Source organism: Sphingomonas olei (genome assembly GCF_045369765.1).
Lineage (GTDB): Bacteria > Pseudomonadota > Alphaproteobacteria > Sphingomonadales > Sphingomonadaceae > Sphingomonas > Sphingomonas panaciterrae.
Window position 1 is genome coordinate 1 of record NZ_JBIQEU010000013.1, and the last position, 15,185, is coordinate 15,185.

The window sequence follows — 15,185 nt, forward strand, 5'->3', positions numbered from 1 at the left end:
CGGCTAGCCCCGCCGCGACGCCGCGCCCGGCGCCGGCCGTCGCCGCGCCCCGGCCTGCACCCGCGCCCGCACCCGCTCCAGCCGCGAGCGGCGGGAATTGGCGTATCCAGCTCGGCGCGTTCCGCGACGAGTCCAACGCGCGCAACCTCTGGGCACAGGTCGGCAGCCGCACCGGCGGCAGCCCCAGCTACGTGAAGGCAGGCGCCGTCACGCGCTTGCAGGCGACGGGATTTGCCTCACGCAGCGCGGCGCAGGCGGCGTGCGCCAAGGCCCGCGTCAGCTGCGTCGTGGTCGCTCCCTGATGATCGCTGACGCGGCGGGGTTCAGATGATCCCGCCGCCCAGCATCAGGCGCAGCGCGAAGATCACGACCAGCACGACGTTCAGGTTGCGCCCGCCATTGGTGGACGACAAAGCGCCCACCGCGATGCCCACGATCCCGATCGGGATCACGAACCAGTTCAACCAGCCGAGCAGCGGCATGAACGCCACGATTCCCAGCAAGAGGGTGACGAGGCCGATCAGAATCGAAGCAATATTCAGCATCCGCAAGACATGGTGCCAGACGGGGTGTGTTGCAAGCATGGGACACATCATGGGCATCCTTCCTTAAGGATGCGGCGATAATCATGAGGCCGTTTTCGAGGGAGCGATGATGAAAACCAACGTCATGCTTGGGGTGGCAACAGCGTTGCTCGCACTCGCCTCCTGCGGATCTCCGCCCGCGGATCAAGCCGCGGTGGCTGATCTCGACAACAGCCTCGCGACGATGAACGACGCGGCAAGCGCAAATGACCCGGCGCTGCAAGGTGCGCTTCGCGATCCGATCATGGTCGATCCGAAGCTGGTGCAACAGGCGAACGCCAATACGGTGCGACCGCCGCTTCAGCCAGGTTCCGGCGCGCTACCGCCGGAAGGCATTGGCCAACGCGCTGACGCTCAGGTAGCCGGCGCGCTCCGCGCCGCGCCCGCACCGACCGGAACCTGCACGCAATGTGCCGCCGCCCGGCGCGCGCTGACGCTTGGGGCCTTGGCGCAGAGCCAGGGCGCCTCGGCGCAATGCGTGAACAACGTCGCCTATTCCGCGGATTGGGCCAACCGCCTTCCGCAAGGCGTGCCGCTTTATCCCGACGCCCAGATCAGCGAGGCGGCCGGCGCCGATCGCGACGGCTGCGCGCTGCGAGTCGTCAGCTTCATCAGCGCAGCGCCCGTCCAGCGCCTGCTCGACTGGTATTACACCCGCACCTCAGAGGCCGGTTTCCGATCCGAGCATCAGGCCGACAGCGGAGAGCATATCCTGGCAGGCACGAAGAAGAACGCCGCCTTCTTCCTGATCGTCAAGCCGCGCCCAAACGGCGGATCGCAGGTTGACCTGATGGCCGACGGCGGCGGCTGAGCAAGCCGACCGAACGGCACAGGGCACGCGTTCGGCGTTCCCCTTTGGGCGTTTTGGCTCTAGGGGCGCGGTAATGAACGGATTACTTCTGGTGATGGCCGGTGGGGCCGCCGGGGCGGGCCTGCGCCACCTCGTCGGGCGCGCCGCCCTGACCACCCTTGGCACAGGCTGGCCCTGGGGCACATTGATCGTCAACATCGCGGGCGGCTGCGCCATGGGCTTGCTGGCCGGAACGCTGGCGCGGCTCAGCAGCGGCGGCGAGGCTTGGCGCCTGCTGATCGGGGTGGGCGTACTCGGCGGGTTCACTACCTTCTCCGCCTTTTCACTCGAAACATTGCTGATGATCGAACGCGGCGCCTGGCTTCAGGCGTTCGCCTATATTCTTCTATCGACGATCGGTTCGATCGCGGCGCTGGCGGCCGGACTCGCCTTCACCCGGGTGGCAGCATGAACGACAGCGTCCGCCAGTTCACCGTCGCCGCCGATGACGACGGCATCCGCGTGGATCGCTGGTGCAAGCGGCATTTGCCCGACACCAGCTTCACCACTGTCGCGAAATGGGCGCGCACCGGCCAGTTACGCCTTGATGGCGCGCGCGTCGGCCCGGGCGACCGCGTGACCGCCGGCCAGGTCCTCCGCCTCCCGCCAGCGGAACCGGTGCGCACCGATGCCAAGCCAAAGCGCGAGCGTCCGCCGCTCAGCGAGGATGAGGTCGCCTTCGCGCGCGAAATGGTGATCCACCAGGATCCCGCCGCATTCGTCCTGAACAAGCCGCCGGGCCTCGCCACGCAGGGCGGAACGAAGACGACCGCCCATGTCGATGGCCTGCTCGACGCGCTTCAGTTCGATGCCGAGGGTCGGCCGAAACTGGTCCATCGCCTCGACAAGGATACGTCGGGCGCGCTGCTCGTCGCCCGCACCTCCCGCGCTGCCGCTTTCTTCTCCAAGGCGTTCTCCGGGCGGTCGGCGAAGAAGGTTTATTGGGCGCTCGTCGTCGGCGTTCCCTCGATTGACGACGGCACGATCAACCTGCCAATCGCCAAGCAGCCCGGCACCGGCGGTGAGAAGATGCACGTCGACGAGGAGAACGGCCAGCCCGCGCGCAGCCGCTATCGCGTCATCGAACGCGCCGGCAACCGCGCCTGCTGGGTCGAGCTACAGCCGTTCACCGGGCGCACGCATCAGCTGCGCGTCCACATGGCCGCGATTGGTCATCCGATTGTCGGGGACGGCAAATACGGTGGCCCGGCCGCGTTCCTGACCGGGGGCATCAGCCGCAAGATGCATCTGCACGCGCGCCGCATCCGGGTGGATCATCCCGATGGCGGGGCGATCGACGTCACCGCCGAACTGCCCACGCATTTTGCGGAAAGTCTGGCCGGCCTTGGCTTTGACGAGGCCGCTGGTGACGCGCTTCCGGCCGATACGCGGCTGCCGGTGACCCGCGAGGACCGCAAGGCGAAGGCACGCGCGCATGCCAAGCAGGTCCGCAAGGCGCGCCGGGGCGAACGCCGCGGTCGCGGCGCGCGGGGCGAGTGAATGGCACGCCGGGAGCCTGGCTCCCGGCGGCGCTCAGATGGTGAGGTTGAGCAGCGGCGCGCCCAGCGACAGGCTAACCACATGCGCTGACAGGATCAGCGATGCGCCTGCGGTGATGCCGCACATGACATAGCCGACATAGGTGAGGACCGGCGGATTGGGGCGGCGCAGCTTGGCGTTGCGCGATGCGCCCGAAAAAATGAAGCTGACCAACAAACCGTAGATAAAGACTGCCGCGCCGACCATCGTCGTTCCGTTTCCATAGGCTCAGAAAATGTGAGGCCTGCCCCCCCGGGCCCGCTCTCGCTATTGCTTCCATAGACCATAAAGCTGATACGTAACCAAGAGGTTGACTGCCAGTTGATCCCGTTGCGGAACCAACTGGTCGCGACTGGCGCCTCCACGAAGCATAGGCCATAGCGGCGACATGGCACGCGACCCCGCCCGAACACGCTGGCTGATTATTTCGCTGACCCGCATCGTCACGGCGATGGCTGCGGTGCTCGGCGTCATCCTGCTCGCAGAGGGGCCGGACACTGGCAGCAAGATACTGGGCGGCGCGATTGTGCTTGCCGCATTGTGGGCCATGGCGGTCGTACCGCGCGCGCTGGCGCGGCAATGGCGGAGCCCGAGTGAATGAAGCGTTTCTGGACTGACGTCACGATTGACGAGGAGCGGGTGGTGCGGCTGGACGGCCGCCCTGTTCGCACGCCGGGTCGAGCACCGCTCGCATTGCCAAGCACCGCCCTTGCAGAGGCAGTCGCGGACGAATGGCGCGGGGTCGGCGAGACGCTCGATCCACGGTCAATGCCGCTCACCGGGCTCACCAACGCTGCGATCGACCGTGTCGCCCCCTCCCCCCGCACCTTCGCCGCAGGCCTGGCGGCTTATGCCGAGACCGATCTGCTCTGCTATCGCGCCGAATCGCCGGTCGAACTGGTGCAGCGTGAGGCCGGAGCATGGGATCCGCTGCTGGAATGGGCGCGCGGCCGCTACGACGCGCATTTCGAGATCGTCAGTGGCCTCATGCACCAGCCACAGCCACCAGCGACTGTGACCCGGCTGGCAGAGGCTGTCGCGAGTCGCGACCCTTTCTGCCTCGCCGCGCTTCAGCCGATCGTCACGATCACGGGCACACTCGTCGGTGCTCTTGCGCTGGCCGAGGGGCAGATCGACGCCGACACCCTGTGGGCCGCCGCCACGGTCGATGAAACGTGGCAGGCCGAACAATGGGGCGTGGATGAGCAGGCGGCCGAAGCCAATGCCGCGCGCCGCCGCGATCTCGACGCGGCTGTACGCTTTCTCGCGCTACTCGAGTGAACCGCTTTTCTTGAGCAGACTGCGGATGAAGCCGATGATGCCGGTCTGGCGTGATCGCTTCAGCCGCTCGGCCGCCAGGATCATCCGGACACATTCGAAGCAATGTTCGAGGTCATCGTTGACCAGGACGTAGTCATAACCGTCCCAGTGGCTCACCTCGTTCGCGGCACGCGACATGCGCGCGTCGATCACCTCCTGGCTGTCGGTCGCGCGCTTCTGTAGCCGATCCTGAAGGATAGCCATCGACGGGGGCAGGATGAACACACGGACTACGTCGCCGCCGGCCAGCTGGTGCAGCTGCTGGGCGCCCTGCCAGTCGATGTCGAACAATATGTCCTTGCCCTCGCTCAACGTGTGAAACACGTCGGCCTTGGGCGTGCCGTAGCGATTGTCGAAGACATGCGCCCACTCGAGGAATTCATGGTTGTTCGCCATCTCGCGAAAGCGATCCAGCGTGACGAAGTGATAATCCTTGCCGTCGATCTCGCCGGGGCGCGGCGCACGCGTCGTATAGGATACGGACATCGACAGCTCCGGCTCAGCCGCCAGGAGCTTCTTGGCTATCGTCGACTTTCCTGCGCCCGAGGGTGATGACAAGACGAACAGGACGCCGCGACGGCGAAAGCCATGCGGATCGGTCGGGGAAGATGCGGCCATGCGCGCTCCTGCCGCGCGGAGGACATGAGCGTCAAGGTTCCGTCCGCGTCATTCCCGCAAAAGCCGCGCGGCTGAGCAGCTCGGCCGGTGCTCAGCCGCTCGTCACTGTGCCGGCAGATCCCATCATGGGCATCTGCCTGGCAGGATCAACGCACGGGGCGCCCGGACATGCCTTTGCCCGCCTTGCGCCGGTCGTACATCTTCTTCGCTACGTAGCCGCCACCGAGCAGCAGCCCAAGCGGGCCCGTTCGGGTCGCCATGCGTGCCGCCAGGGCGCCCACGGCCGCGCCCTTCAATCCACCGCGCCCATCCCGACGATCGATTTCCTTGCCGACGAGTGCGCCAACGATGGTGCGAAGCATGGATGTTCCTTTCTCTACTTGGCTCGCTAAGCGCTTCGGCGCGGTTCAGGTTCCCAGCATCCCCTCGGGGCGAACCACGCGGTCGAACGTTTCACCATCAACCAGCCCAAGCGCCAGACCTGCCTCACGCAGCGTCAGCCCTTCGGCATGGGCATGTTTGGCGATCTTCGCCGCATTGTCATAGCCGATCTCGGGAGCGAGCGCGGTGACCAGCATCAGCGATCGGCCGACCAGATCAGCAATCTGCCGCTCATTGGCGACCATCCCATCGACACAGCGCTCGGCAAAGCTGGTCATCCCCACTGCAAGCAGGTGGATCGATCGGAGCACGTTGGCCCCGATCAGGGGCATGAACACGTTGAGCTCGAAATGCCCCTGCATGCCCCCGACGGTCACCGCCTGATGATTACCGATCACCTGCGCTGCAACCATGGTCAGCGATTCGCACTGCGTGGGATTGACCTTGCCCGGCATGATCGAACTACCCGGCTCGTTCGCCGGCAGCGAAAGCTCGCCCAGGCCGGAGCGCGGACCGGAACCCAGCAGCCGGATGTCATTGGCGATCTTGTTGAGCGCCACCGCCAGCGTGTTGAGCGCGCCGGAAAAGAAGACCAGGCCATCCTTGGCGGCCAGCTGCTCGAACTTGTTCGGCGCCGGTTCGAACGGAAAGCCCGTGATGTCGCTGATCGCCGCGGTCATGTCGGATGCCCAGCCCTCGGGCGCGTTCAATCCCGTGCCAACCGCGGTACCGCCGATCGCGAGCTTGCGAATATCGCGGTGCAGCGCCTCCTCGATCCGCCCGCGGCAACTTGCGAGCTGCGCGGCATAGCCGGAAAATTCCTGCCCCAGTGTCAGCGGCGTCGCGTCCTGCGTATGCGTCCGCCCGATCTTGACGATGTCGCGCCATTGTTTCGCCTTGGCGTCCAGGGCAGCGTGAAGCCTGTCCAGCCCCGGGAGCAGCGCATCACGCGTCGCGAGCGCCGTCGCGACGTGCAGCGCCGTGGGAAAGCTGTCGTTGGACGATTGGCTCATGTTGACGTGATCGTTGGGGTGCACCGGCGCCTTGCCGCCGCGCTTGCCGGTCAGCACCTCGTTCGCGCGTCCGGCGATCACCTCGTTCACGTTCATGTTGGTCTGCGTACCGGAGCCGGTCTGCCAGATGACCAGCGGGAATTGCTCATCCAGGTTGCCTGACACGATCTCCTGCGCGGCATCCTCGATCGCCTTGACGACCGCTCCGTCCAGCCCATGGCGGGCGTTCACCCGAGCGGCGGCTTGTTTGACGATCGCCTGCGCGCGGACGATGCCGATTGGCATCCGCTCCATCGCCCCAAAGGGGAAGTTCTCGATCGAGCGCTGCGTCTGCGCGCCCCAGTAAGCGTCCGTTGGCACCTCGATGCTGCCAATCGAGTCGGTCTCGGTGCGCGTGTCGTTCATGCCTCAGCCTATCTGTCGTGACAGGCGGTATTTGGAGGCGAAGCAGTAAGGCGCAAGGGGACACGGCGGTCGGCCGCCGTGTCCCCTTGCGCCCATGTTCATGGTGCCGGCACGCTACCGGCCCGAAGCGAGGCTATTTCTTGCGCTTGAAGTCCACGGAGACGACGTTCGACCCGTCCTCGCTCGACGTGGATGGCGGGCCATCGTTTTCCGCCGGATCGTGCGGCTCGGGACCGTCACCGGGCCCTTCCTGCGCCTGGAAGCGCAGCTCGAAATTGACCGCCGGATCGTGGAACCCGGTGATCGCCGAATAGGGAATCATCAGCTTCGAGGGCACCTGGTTGAAACTCAGGCCGACAGAGAAGCGCTCCGCGTCGACGGTCAGGTCCCAGAAGCGGTTCTGCAGCACGATCGTCATTTCATCGGGGAAACGCTCGATCAGCCGCTGCGGGATATCGACCCCCGCCGCCTGCGTCTTGAAGGTGATGTAGAAATGATGGTCGCCCGGCAGCCCCCCGCCGGTCGCGACCGAGCCCAGCACGCGACCGACGACGGCGCGCAGGGCCTCCTGCACGATCTCGTCGTAGGGAATCAGGCTGTCAGGTGCTTGGTCGTCCATTTGCATCATCGGTAACGGCACGAACCGTTCGGTCAAGATTGCATGGCGCGTCGGCTCCGCTATGTGCGCGCTCATGCGCAGCGCGACGATCCGCCGTGACACCAGCGAAACCAAGATCGCGGTGACCGTTAACCTTGATGGCACGGGCGCGTACCGTGTGTCGACCGGAGTTGGCTTCTTCGACCATATGCTGGAGCAGCTCTCCCGCCACTCGCTGATCGACCTGGATGTCGAGACGAAGGGCGATCTGCATATCGACCAGCACCACACCGTCGAGGATACCGGGATCGCCATCGGCGAGGCGCTGGCCAAGGCGCTCGGCGATAAGCGCGGCATTCGTCGCTATGGCGATGCGCTGTCCCCGATGGACGAGACGCTGACCCGCGTCGCGCTCGACATTTCCGGGCGCCCCTGGCTCGTGTGGAAGACCGAGTTCAGCCAGAAGCGGCTTGGCGAAATGGACACCGAGATGTTCAAACACTGGTTCCACAGCTTCGCGCAGGCCGCGGGCATAACGCTGCACGTCGAGACGCTGCACGGCGAGAACAACCACCACATCGCCGAAAGCGCGTTCAAGGGCCTCGCCCGGGCGCTGCGTCAGGCGATTGAGATCGATCCGCGCAAGGCCGATTCGATCCCGTCGACCAAGGGCGTTCTGTGACGCTCGCATTGGTCGACATACAGTCGGGGAACCTGCTGTCGGTCGAAAACGCCCTGCGCGCCGCCGGCGCATCAGACGTGATCGTCACCGCCGATCCGGACGCGATTGCCCGCGCCGATCGCATCGTCCTTCCCGGCGTCGGCGCCTTCGGGGCCTGCGCGGCAAACCTGCGTGCGGTCGACGGGCTTGAGGCGGCGCTGCGCTCCCGCGTTCTCGACCAGGGCGCGCCGTTCCTTGGCATTTGCGTCGGCATGCAGCTGCTCGCGGAACAGGGCGAGGAACTCGGCCAGCATCGCGGGCTCGGCTGGCTGCCCGGCAATGTCCGGCGACTCGATCCCGCCGGTACCGATGCAAAGGTGCCGCACATGGGCTGGAACGATGTGGTGCCCACCGGCGATCACCCGCTCCTGCGGCCGGGCGAAGCCTATTTCCTGCACAGCTTCGCTTATGATGGCGACGGCGTGCTCGCACAGACCGACCATGCTGGCCCCGTCACTGCCGCGATCGGCCGCGACACGATCGTCGGCGTTCAATTTCACCCGGAGAAGAGCCAGCGCTACGGCCTCGATCTTCTTGCTCGCTTTCTGGAGTGGCGTCCTTGAGCCTCATCGTGTTTCCCGCCCTCGATCTAAAGGCGGGCCAGGTCGTTCGCCTCGCCGAGGGCGATATGGATCGTGCGACCGTTTATGGTGATGATCCCGCAGCCCAGGCGATGTTGTTCGCCGATGCGGGCGCAGGCCACCTCCATGTCGTCGATCTCGACGGGGCCTTTGCCGGTGAAAGCCGCAACGGGGAGGCCGTGCGCGCGATCGTCAGCCGCTTTCCCGGCCATGTGCAGCTCGGCGGCGGCATTCGCACGCCGGAGAGCGTGGAGGCCTGGTTCGACGCCGGCGTCGCCCGCGTCGTGATCGGTACCGCCGCGCTCGAAAATCCGCAGTTCGTTCGTGACATGGCCGCCGCCTTCCCCGGCGGCATCGTCGTCGCGGTCGACGCGCGCGACGGCATGGTCGCGACCAAGGGTTGGGCCGACGTATCCACCACCACCGCCACCGACCTCGCGCGCCAATTCGAGGATGCCGGCGTTGCGGCGCTCCTGTTCACCGACGTCGGCCGCGATGGCCTGTTGAAGGGCTGCAATGTCGAGGCGACGGTCGATCTGGCGCGGGCCGTGTCGATCCCGGTGATCGCCAGCGGCGGCGTTGCCGGCATCTCGGACATTCACGTGCTGGCGCTTCACGCCCGCGACGGGGTCGAAGGCGTCATTACCGGGCGCGCCCTATACGACGGCAGGCTTGATCTTGCCGCCGCGCTTACCGTTGCTGCGGCGGCCTGAACGATGACGGTTCGTGCCCGCGTCATTCCTTGCCTCGACGTCGCCAACGGCCGTGTCGTGAAAGGGGTCAACTTCGTCGATCTGATCGATGCCGGCGATCCGGTGGAACAGGCCCGCGCCTATGATGCGGCGGGGGCCGACGAATTGTGCTTCCTCGACATCACCGCCAGCCATGAGGGGCGCGACACGATCCTTGAAGTGGTGCGCCGCACGGCAGCGGTCTGCTTCATGCCGCTGACGGTGGGCGGCGGCGTGCGCAGCGCCGATGATGCGCGCGCGCTGCTGCTGGCCGGGGCAGACAAGGTGGCGGTCAATTCCGCCGCGGTGGCGAGGCCCGAAGTGGTCGCTGACATTGCCGAGCGATTTGGCAGCCAGTGCTGCGTCGCCAGCGTCGATGCGCGTCGAGTCGATGGCGGGTGGGAGGTATTCACCCACGGCGGCCGACGCGGAACGGGTATTGATGCCGTCGCTCATGCCTTGCGCCTGGCGGAGCTTGGCGCAGGCGAAATCCTGCTGACGTCGATGGACCGGGATGGAACCCGCGACGGCTATGACCTCGACCTGGTCCGCGCCGTTGCGGACAGGACGAGCGTGCCGGTGGTCGCCTCTGGGGGTGTCGGCACTCTCGACGATCTCGTCCGCGGGGTGACGGAGGGTCATGCCTCGGCGGTGCTTGCAGCCTCGATCTTCCACTTCGGTCAGGCGACCATCGCCGACGCTCATGCTGCCCTCGCCGCGGCGGGCGTGCCGGTACGGCGGCATTGACGCTTCGCTGCATGTCGGTGGCATAAGGGACGCCTCGTCCCTTCCGGAGCCGCTTGCGTCATGCCGCCTTCGCTGTTCACGCTGACCGCCGCCGCTCCGCCCGTCGGGGCTGCGGCGGTGTCCACGCCGCGTACCGGTCCCGAACTGTCCGATGCGGCGCTGTTCGTTGCCGCCGCCATCGCCGTCTGGCTGACCCGGCGTGCGCTGCGCAACCGTGGTCGGAAAGGTTGACCTGGATCGCCGCGCGCGGCACCTCGCGCGGCATGGCTGACGACACTCTCGACCGTCTCGAAGCAACGATCCGCGCGCGCAAGGATGCACCCGCGGTACGCTCCTATACCGCGAGCCTGTTCTTCCAGGGACGACATAAGATCGCGCAAAAGTTGGGCGAGGAAGCGGTCGAAACGGTCATCGCCGCCTGCTCCGGCGAGGATGCGGAGATCGTTCCTGAGGCGGCCGACCTGATTTTCCATCTGCTGGTGCTGCTCGCCGACGCCGGCCTCTCGCTCGACGACGTCCGACGCGAGCTCGACCGGCGTGAGGGCCAGTCGGGCCATGACGAAAAGGCTGGCCGCCCCCTCTCCTTCCGCCCTGAATAAGGCTTCGCTCATGCCCGTCGATGCAACGCTGCCCTATGACGATCAGAACATCTTCGCGCGGATCCTTCGCGGCGAGATACCGGCCCGCAAGGTGTACGAGGACGAATACGCGCTCGCGTTCCACGACATCGCGCCTTGGTCTCCGACGCACATTCTGGTGATCCCGAAGGGCGCCTACGTCAGCTGGGATGATTTCTCCGCCAGGGCCAGCGATGCGGAGATTGCCGGATTCGTCCGGGCGGTTGGCCACATCGCGCGGGAGGCTGGTTTGGTCACACCGGGCTACCGCCTCTTGGCCAATGCCGGTCCGCACAGCCATCAGGAAGTGCCCCATCTGCACGTCCATATCCTTGCTGGCCGGCCGCTAGGCCCTATGCTGGTTCAAAATGACAGCCATAAGTAGCAGAAAAGACGCAATCTTGCTTCCGAACGCCGTGAGGGATTGCGCGATGACGATCTCCCGCTAGTTTCGCGCGCTTTAATGCACATGCGGCCGCCAGTGCCGCGCTCCTGGGGGAAAAGGCCGCATGATCTTTGGCCGAGTAAAACCGCTCGACGCCATCTTGGCGACTGCCGAGAAAAAAGCGCTTCATCGCACCTTGGGCTGGTTCCAGCTCACCTTGTTCGGCATCGGTTGTGTGATCGGTACCGGTATTTTCGTTCTCACCTCCGCCGGCGCACAAAAGGCCGGCCCGGGCCTGATGCTCGCATTCGCGATCGCCGGCCTGATCTGCATTGTCGCCGCGCTTTGCTACGCGGAGATTGCAGCCATGATCCCCGTCGCGGGATCAGCATATACCTACAGCTACGCCACGATGGGCGAACTCGTCGGCTGGACCGTTGGCTGGGCCCTGATCCTCGAATATGCCGTGGCGGCCAGCGCCGTGTCCGTCGGGTGGTCGGGCTATTTCACCGGCACGATCCTCAATGAATTTCTCGGGATACACCTGCCGGCGTGGCTGTCGGGCGCACCGCTCGCACTAGGCGGTGTCGAAGGCGGCTTCATCAATCTGCCCGCCGTCGTCATCTCGCTCTTGATCACTTGGCTGCTGATGGTCGGCACCACTGAAAGCGCCCGCGTGAATGCGGTGCTGGTGGCGATCAAGGTGACGGCGCTGACCGCCTTCATCGCACTCACCATTCCTTCCGACGCGTTCGACTCCGATCGCTTCAACCCCTTCCTCCCGGCCGGCATCTTTGGTGGCTTCGGCACCGGCGTCGGTGCAGTCGGCGCCGCGGCGACGATCTTCTTTGCCTATGTGGGCTTCGACGCCGTGTCGACCGCGGCTGAGGAAACTAAGAATCCGCAGCGCAACGTCCCGATCGGTCTGGTCGGATCGCTGCTGTTCTGCACCGTCTTCTACATCCTGGTGGCTGCGGGTGCGATCGGCACCGTCGGTGGTCAGCCGATCATGGGGCCGAACGGCGTGCCGTTCCCGGCCGGCTCGGAAGAGCTTGCCCGCCAGTGCGCCACTTTCGCCGCCAACGACCTCCCGCTCGTCTGCTCGAACGAGGCGCTCGCCCATGTGCTGCGTCAGATCGGCTGGTCGGGCGTCGGCAACATGCTGGGCATCGCGGCATTCCTCGCGCTGCCGTCGGTCATCCTGATCCTGATGTTCGGCCAGACCCGCATCTTCTTCGTGATGAGCCGTGACGGCCTGCTGCCGGAGCGCCTGTCGGCAGTGCACCCGAAGTGGAAGACCCCGTATATCGTCACCGCGATCACCGGCGCAGCCGTGGCCTTTGCCGCTGCCTTCCTGCCGGTCGGCAAGCTCGCGGATATCGCCAATGCGGGTACGCTCTACGCGTTCATGATGGTGGCCATCGCGGTCATGATCCTGCGCCGTACCGAGGCGAATCGTCAGCGCAGCTTCCGCACCCCGGCGCTCTGGATCGTCGGCCCGCTGACGATCGCAGGCTGCATCTTCCTGTTCTTCAACCTGCCGCTAGACGCGATGCTGGTGCTGCCGCTCTGGGGCATCCTGGGCCTCGTGATCTACTATGGCTACGGCTACCGCGCGTCGCACCTTGGCCGCGGCCTGGTCGAAGTGCACGAGAGCGAAGCGGTGCATGAGGTCGATCCGTCGGTGCCGGGCACGCGCTAGGCACGGCGACGCACCTTAGTTACAGCAAGAGGGCCGGGGCATTGCTCCGGCCCTTTTCGCATCGGGCGCACTGGCTTGGCGGCGCGTCCCGGCTCGCCTAACCAGCCGGCATGACCGCGCTTCCCACCACCGAAACCGCCGGTGCTGCCGAGCTCGAGTATCTCGCCGGCGAGATCGCGCGCCACAACCGCCTCTACCACACCGACGATTCTCCGGAGATACCCGACGCGGACTATGATGCGCTCGTCCGCCGCAACAATGCGCTGGAGGCCGCCTTCCCGCACCTCGTCCGCGCCGATTCCCCCTCGCGGCAGATCGGTGCAGCGCCCGCGGGCCATCTCGCGAAGGTGACGCACGCACGCCCGATGACCAGCCTCGACAATGCGTTCAGCGACGAGGAGGTGGAGGAATTCGTCGCCCGGGTCCGCCGCTTCCTGCGCCTCGGTGATGACGAGGAGGTGGCGCTCACCGCAGAACCGAAGATCGACGGCCTGTCCTGCTCGCTCCGCTACGAACAGCGCCGGCTGGTCCAGGCGCTGACCCGCGGTGACGGTACCACGGGCGAGGACGTGACCGCCAATGTGCGCACCATCGCGGACATTCCCGCCAACCTCCCAGACGATGCGCCCGATATCTTCGAGGTCCGCGGCGAGGTTTATATGGCGAAGGCCGATTTCGCCGCCCTGAACCAGCGGCTGGCCGAGGAAGCGGCTGAGACGGGCAAGGAAGCACGCCAGTTCGCCAATCCGCGCAACGCCGCCGCCGGTTCGCTGCGGCAGAAGGACGCCGGTGTGACGGCGCGGCGCCCCTTGCGCTTTCTCGCGCATGGCTGGGGAGAGGCGACCGCCCTCCCCGGCACCACCCAATCGGCCGTGATCGCCGCCATTCGGCAATGGGGCTTTCCCGTCGCCGACGGCTTCACCACCGTTGCCACTACCAGCGACGCCCTCGCCCAATATAACCGCATCGAACGCGAGCGCGCCGACCTGCCCTTCGACATCGACGGCGTCGTGTACAAGGTCGATCGCCTTGACTGGCAGGAGCGTCTGGGCTTCGTCGCCCGCGCCCCTCGCTGGGCAATCGCACACAAGTTTCCGGCCGAACGCGCGCAGACGACCCTCAACGATATCGACATCCAGGTCGGCCGCACCGGCAAGCTGACGCCGGTGGCAAAGCTGGAGCCGGTGACGGTCGGCGGCGTCGTTGTCCGCAACGCCACCCTCCACAATGCGGATGAGGTCGCGCGGCTCGGCGTCCGCCCCGGCGACCGTATCGTGGTGCAACGCGCCGGAGACGTCATTCCGCAGATCGTCGAAAACCTCACCACCGATGAGGAGCGCCCCGCCTGGCACTTCCCCACCCACTGCCCCGAATGCGGCTCCGAAGCGGTGCGCGAGCCGGGCGAGGTCGACTGGCGCTGCTCCGGGGGGCTGGTCTGCCCGGCGCAGCAGGTGGAGCGCCTGCGCCACTTCGCCTCGCGCCACGCGCTCGATATCGAGGGCCTCGGCATCACCAATATCGAAAGCTTCTTCGCCGACGGCCTGATCGCCACCCCGGCCGACATCTTCCGCCTGACCGAGGAACAGCTGCTCGCGCGCGAACGCTGGGCCGCGGTTTCGGCGCGCAACCTGATCGCGGCGATCGACGCGAAGCGCCAGCCCCCGCTCGACCGCTTCCTCTTCGCGCTCGGCATTCGCCATATCGGCGAGGTGACCGCCCGCGACCTCGCGCGGCGCTGGCGCAGCTGGGCGGACTTCCGCGCCATGGTGCAGGCCGGGATCGAAAAGCGCGACACCATGCTGCAGGCCATCGGGGAGAGTGACGACAAGCTCCTCGCCCGCACCGCGAAGGAACTGGCCGCCATCGTCGACACGAAGCAGGTCGGGCCGGAGGTCGCGCTCGCGCTGATCGACTTCTTCGCCGAGGAACGCAACGACTCGGCGGTCGCGGACCTACTCGGCCAGCTGACACCCGCGGATGTGGTGCATGAGACTCGCGCCTCCGACGTGTCGGGAAAGACCGTGGTCTTCACCGGCACGCTCGAAACGATGAGCCGCGACGAGGCGAAGGCTCAGGCAGAGGCATTGGGCGCCAAGGTGTCCGGATCTGTATCCTCGAAAACGGATCTTTTGGTCGCTGGGCCGGGCGCTGGATCCAAGGCGAAGAAGGCCGCGGACCTGGGCATTAGGGTCGTCGATGAGGCAGGCTGGCAAGCCATCGTCGCAGCTGCCGGATAGCGCAAATACACCTGTCGCTTTTTTGCAACGCACCAAAATCAAAAATGGTTCCCTTTGGATTCTTCTCGCCCGCGTAACCGAACGGAAATATTGCGCGGGCACGGGCGCGGCAGCGGTTCAGGCACCGTTTGTCAGAGCACCTGCTCCAAGGGGAAT

21 protein-coding genes are annotated in these 15,185 nt (G+C 66.2%); 15 read left to right on the forward strand and 6 right to left on the reverse strand.

The genetic code is table 11. The features are described from left to right. Positions 1–302: SPOR domain-containing protein (locus tag ACH0BU_RS13175; protein WP_500264161.1), on the forward strand; the 302-nt coding region annotated here is incomplete at its 5' end. A gap of 21 nt (positions 303–323) precedes the next feature. Here the strand turns inward: ACH0BU_RS13175 and ACH0BU_RS13180 are convergent. After that, positions 324–545, reverse strand: coding sequence for a hypothetical protein (locus ACH0BU_RS13180; protein ID WP_296218006.1), 222 nt, complete (start codon positions 543–545; stop codon positions 324–326). A gap of 109 nt (positions 546–654) precedes the next feature. Between ACH0BU_RS13180 and ACH0BU_RS13185 the strand changes: the two genes are divergently transcribed. From ACH0BU_RS13185 to ACH0BU_RS13195, 3 genes are all read left to right on the forward strand, one after another. Next, positions 655–1,395 carry a hypothetical protein gene (locus ACH0BU_RS13185; protein WP_296218005.1) on the forward strand — a complete coding sequence of 247 codons (741 nt, stop codon included), beginning with the start codon at positions 655–657 and terminating at the stop codon, positions 1,393–1,395. 73 nt (positions 1,396–1,468) lie between these two features. Beyond that, positions 1,469–1,846: a fluoride efflux transporter CrcB gene (crcB, locus tag ACH0BU_RS13190; RefSeq protein WP_296218003.1), complete on the forward strand. Its 378-nt coding sequence runs from the start codon at positions 1,469–1,471 to the stop codon at positions 1,844–1,846. After that, on the forward strand, positions 1,843–2,934 hold the full coding sequence (locus ACH0BU_RS13195; RefSeq protein ID WP_296218001.1) for an RluA family pseudouridine synthase: 1,092 nt from the start codon (positions 1,843–1,845) through the stop codon (positions 2,932–2,934). The genes crcB and ACH0BU_RS13195 overlap by 4 nt, the downstream gene beginning before the upstream one ends. A gap of 33 nt (positions 2,935–2,967) precedes the next feature. On the opposite strand, the gene ACH0BU_RS13200 is transcribed toward ACH0BU_RS13195, so the two are convergent. Continuing rightward, positions 2,968–3,180: a hypothetical protein gene (locus ACH0BU_RS13200; RefSeq protein ID WP_046410830.1), complete on the reverse strand. Its 213-nt coding sequence runs from the start codon at positions 3,178–3,180 to the stop codon at positions 2,968–2,970. 181 nt (positions 3,181–3,361) lie between these two features. Between ACH0BU_RS13200 and ACH0BU_RS13205 the strand changes: the two genes are divergently transcribed. Both ACH0BU_RS13205 and ACH0BU_RS13210 read left to right on the forward strand, forming a co-directional pair. Further along, complete coding sequence (locus tag ACH0BU_RS13205) at positions 3,362–3,574, forward strand: hypothetical protein (protein WP_125945063.1); 213 nt, start codon at positions 3,362–3,364, stop codon at positions 3,572–3,574. Further along, on the forward strand, positions 3,571–4,254 hold the full coding sequence (locus tag ACH0BU_RS13210; RefSeq protein ID WP_500264162.1) for an ATP12 family chaperone protein: 684 nt from the start codon (positions 3,571–3,573) through the stop codon (positions 4,252–4,254). Before ACH0BU_RS13205 ends, ACH0BU_RS13210 begins: the two co-directional genes overlap by 4 nt. Here ACH0BU_RS13210 and gmk read toward each other — a convergent pair. The 4 genes from gmk to ACH0BU_RS13230 form a co-directional block, all read right to left on the reverse strand. Then, on the reverse strand, positions 4,243–4,911 hold the full coding sequence (gene gmk, locus ACH0BU_RS13215) for a guanylate kinase (RefSeq protein ID WP_046410833.1): 669 nt from the start codon (positions 4,909–4,911) through the stop codon (positions 4,243–4,245). The genes ACH0BU_RS13210 and gmk overlap by 12 nt on opposite strands. Positions 4,912–5,057: 146 nt before the next feature. Further along, positions 5,058–5,273, reverse strand: coding sequence for a hypothetical protein (locus tag ACH0BU_RS13220; RefSeq protein WP_125945065.1), 216 nt, complete (start codon positions 5,271–5,273; stop codon positions 5,058–5,060). Positions 5,274–5,318: 45 nt separating this feature from the next. Then, positions 5,319–6,710 (reverse strand): class II fumarate hydratase, encoded by a 1,392-nt coding sequence (gene fumC, locus ACH0BU_RS13225; RefSeq protein ID WP_296217994.1) that lies wholly within the window; start codon positions 6,708–6,710, stop codon positions 5,319–5,321. A 133-nt stretch (positions 6,711–6,843) separates the two neighbouring features. Beyond that, positions 6,844–7,329 (reverse strand): SspB family protein, encoded by a 486-nt coding sequence (locus ACH0BU_RS13230; RefSeq protein ID WP_296217992.1) that lies wholly within the window; start codon positions 7,327–7,329, stop codon positions 6,844–6,846. Between the two features lie 73 nt (positions 7,330–7,402). Between ACH0BU_RS13230 and hisB the strand changes: the two genes are divergently transcribed. The 9 genes from hisB (at position 7,403) to ligA (ending at position 15,029) form a co-directional block, all read left to right on the forward strand. Further along, positions 7,403–7,990 (forward strand): imidazoleglycerol-phosphate dehydratase HisB, encoded by a 588-nt coding sequence (gene hisB / locus ACH0BU_RS13235; RefSeq protein WP_046410836.1) that lies wholly within the window; start codon positions 7,403–7,405, stop codon positions 7,988–7,990. Further along, the gene (gene hisH, locus ACH0BU_RS13240; RefSeq protein ID WP_046410838.1) at positions 7,987–8,592 is read left to right on the forward strand and encodes an imidazole glycerol phosphate synthase subunit HisH; all 606 of its coding nucleotides are present in this window, start codon (positions 7,987–7,989) and stop codon (positions 8,590–8,592) included. The genes hisB and hisH overlap by 4 nt, the downstream gene beginning before the upstream one ends. Beyond that, on the forward strand, positions 8,589–9,323 hold the full coding sequence (gene hisA / locus ACH0BU_RS13245) for a 1-(5-phosphoribosyl)-5-[(5-phosphoribosylamino)methylideneamino]imidazole-4-carboxamide isomerase (protein WP_314470360.1): 735 nt from the start codon (positions 8,589–8,591) through the stop codon (positions 9,321–9,323). The genes hisH and hisA overlap by 4 nt, the downstream gene beginning before the upstream one ends. A 3-nt stretch (positions 9,324–9,326) precedes the next feature. Beyond that, positions 9,327–10,088: an imidazole glycerol phosphate synthase subunit HisF gene (gene hisF, locus ACH0BU_RS13250; RefSeq protein ID WP_296217987.1), complete on the forward strand. Its 762-nt coding sequence runs from the start codon at positions 9,327–9,329 to the stop codon at positions 10,086–10,088. A gap of 60 nt (positions 10,089–10,148) precedes the next feature. Then, complete coding sequence (locus tag ACH0BU_RS13255) at positions 10,149–10,319, forward strand: hypothetical protein (RefSeq protein WP_156167277.1); 171 nt, start codon at positions 10,149–10,151, stop codon at positions 10,317–10,319. A gap of 32 nt (positions 10,320–10,351) precedes the next feature. Then, entirely contained in the window at positions 10,352–10,687 is a 336-nt protein-coding gene (locus ACH0BU_RS13260) for a phosphoribosyl-ATP diphosphatase (RefSeq protein ID WP_500264163.1), read from the forward strand. A gap of 10 nt (positions 10,688–10,697) precedes the next feature. Next, positions 10,698–11,090: a histidine triad nucleotide-binding protein gene (locus ACH0BU_RS13265; RefSeq protein ID WP_046410843.1), complete on the forward strand. Its 393-nt coding sequence runs from the start codon at positions 10,698–10,700 to the stop codon at positions 11,088–11,090. 124 nt (positions 11,091–11,214) lie between these two features. After that, positions 11,215–12,792: an amino acid permease gene (locus tag ACH0BU_RS13270; RefSeq protein ID WP_046410844.1), complete on the forward strand. Its 1,578-nt coding sequence runs from the start codon at positions 11,215–11,217 to the stop codon at positions 12,790–12,792. Between the two features lie 110 nt (positions 12,793–12,902). Continuing rightward, a complete protein-coding gene (gene ligA, locus ACH0BU_RS13275; protein ID WP_500264164.1) occupies positions 12,903–15,029 on the forward strand; it encodes an NAD-dependent DNA ligase LigA in 2,127 nt (708 codons plus the stop codon). The last annotated feature ends 156 nt before the right edge of the window (positions 15,030–15,185 follow it).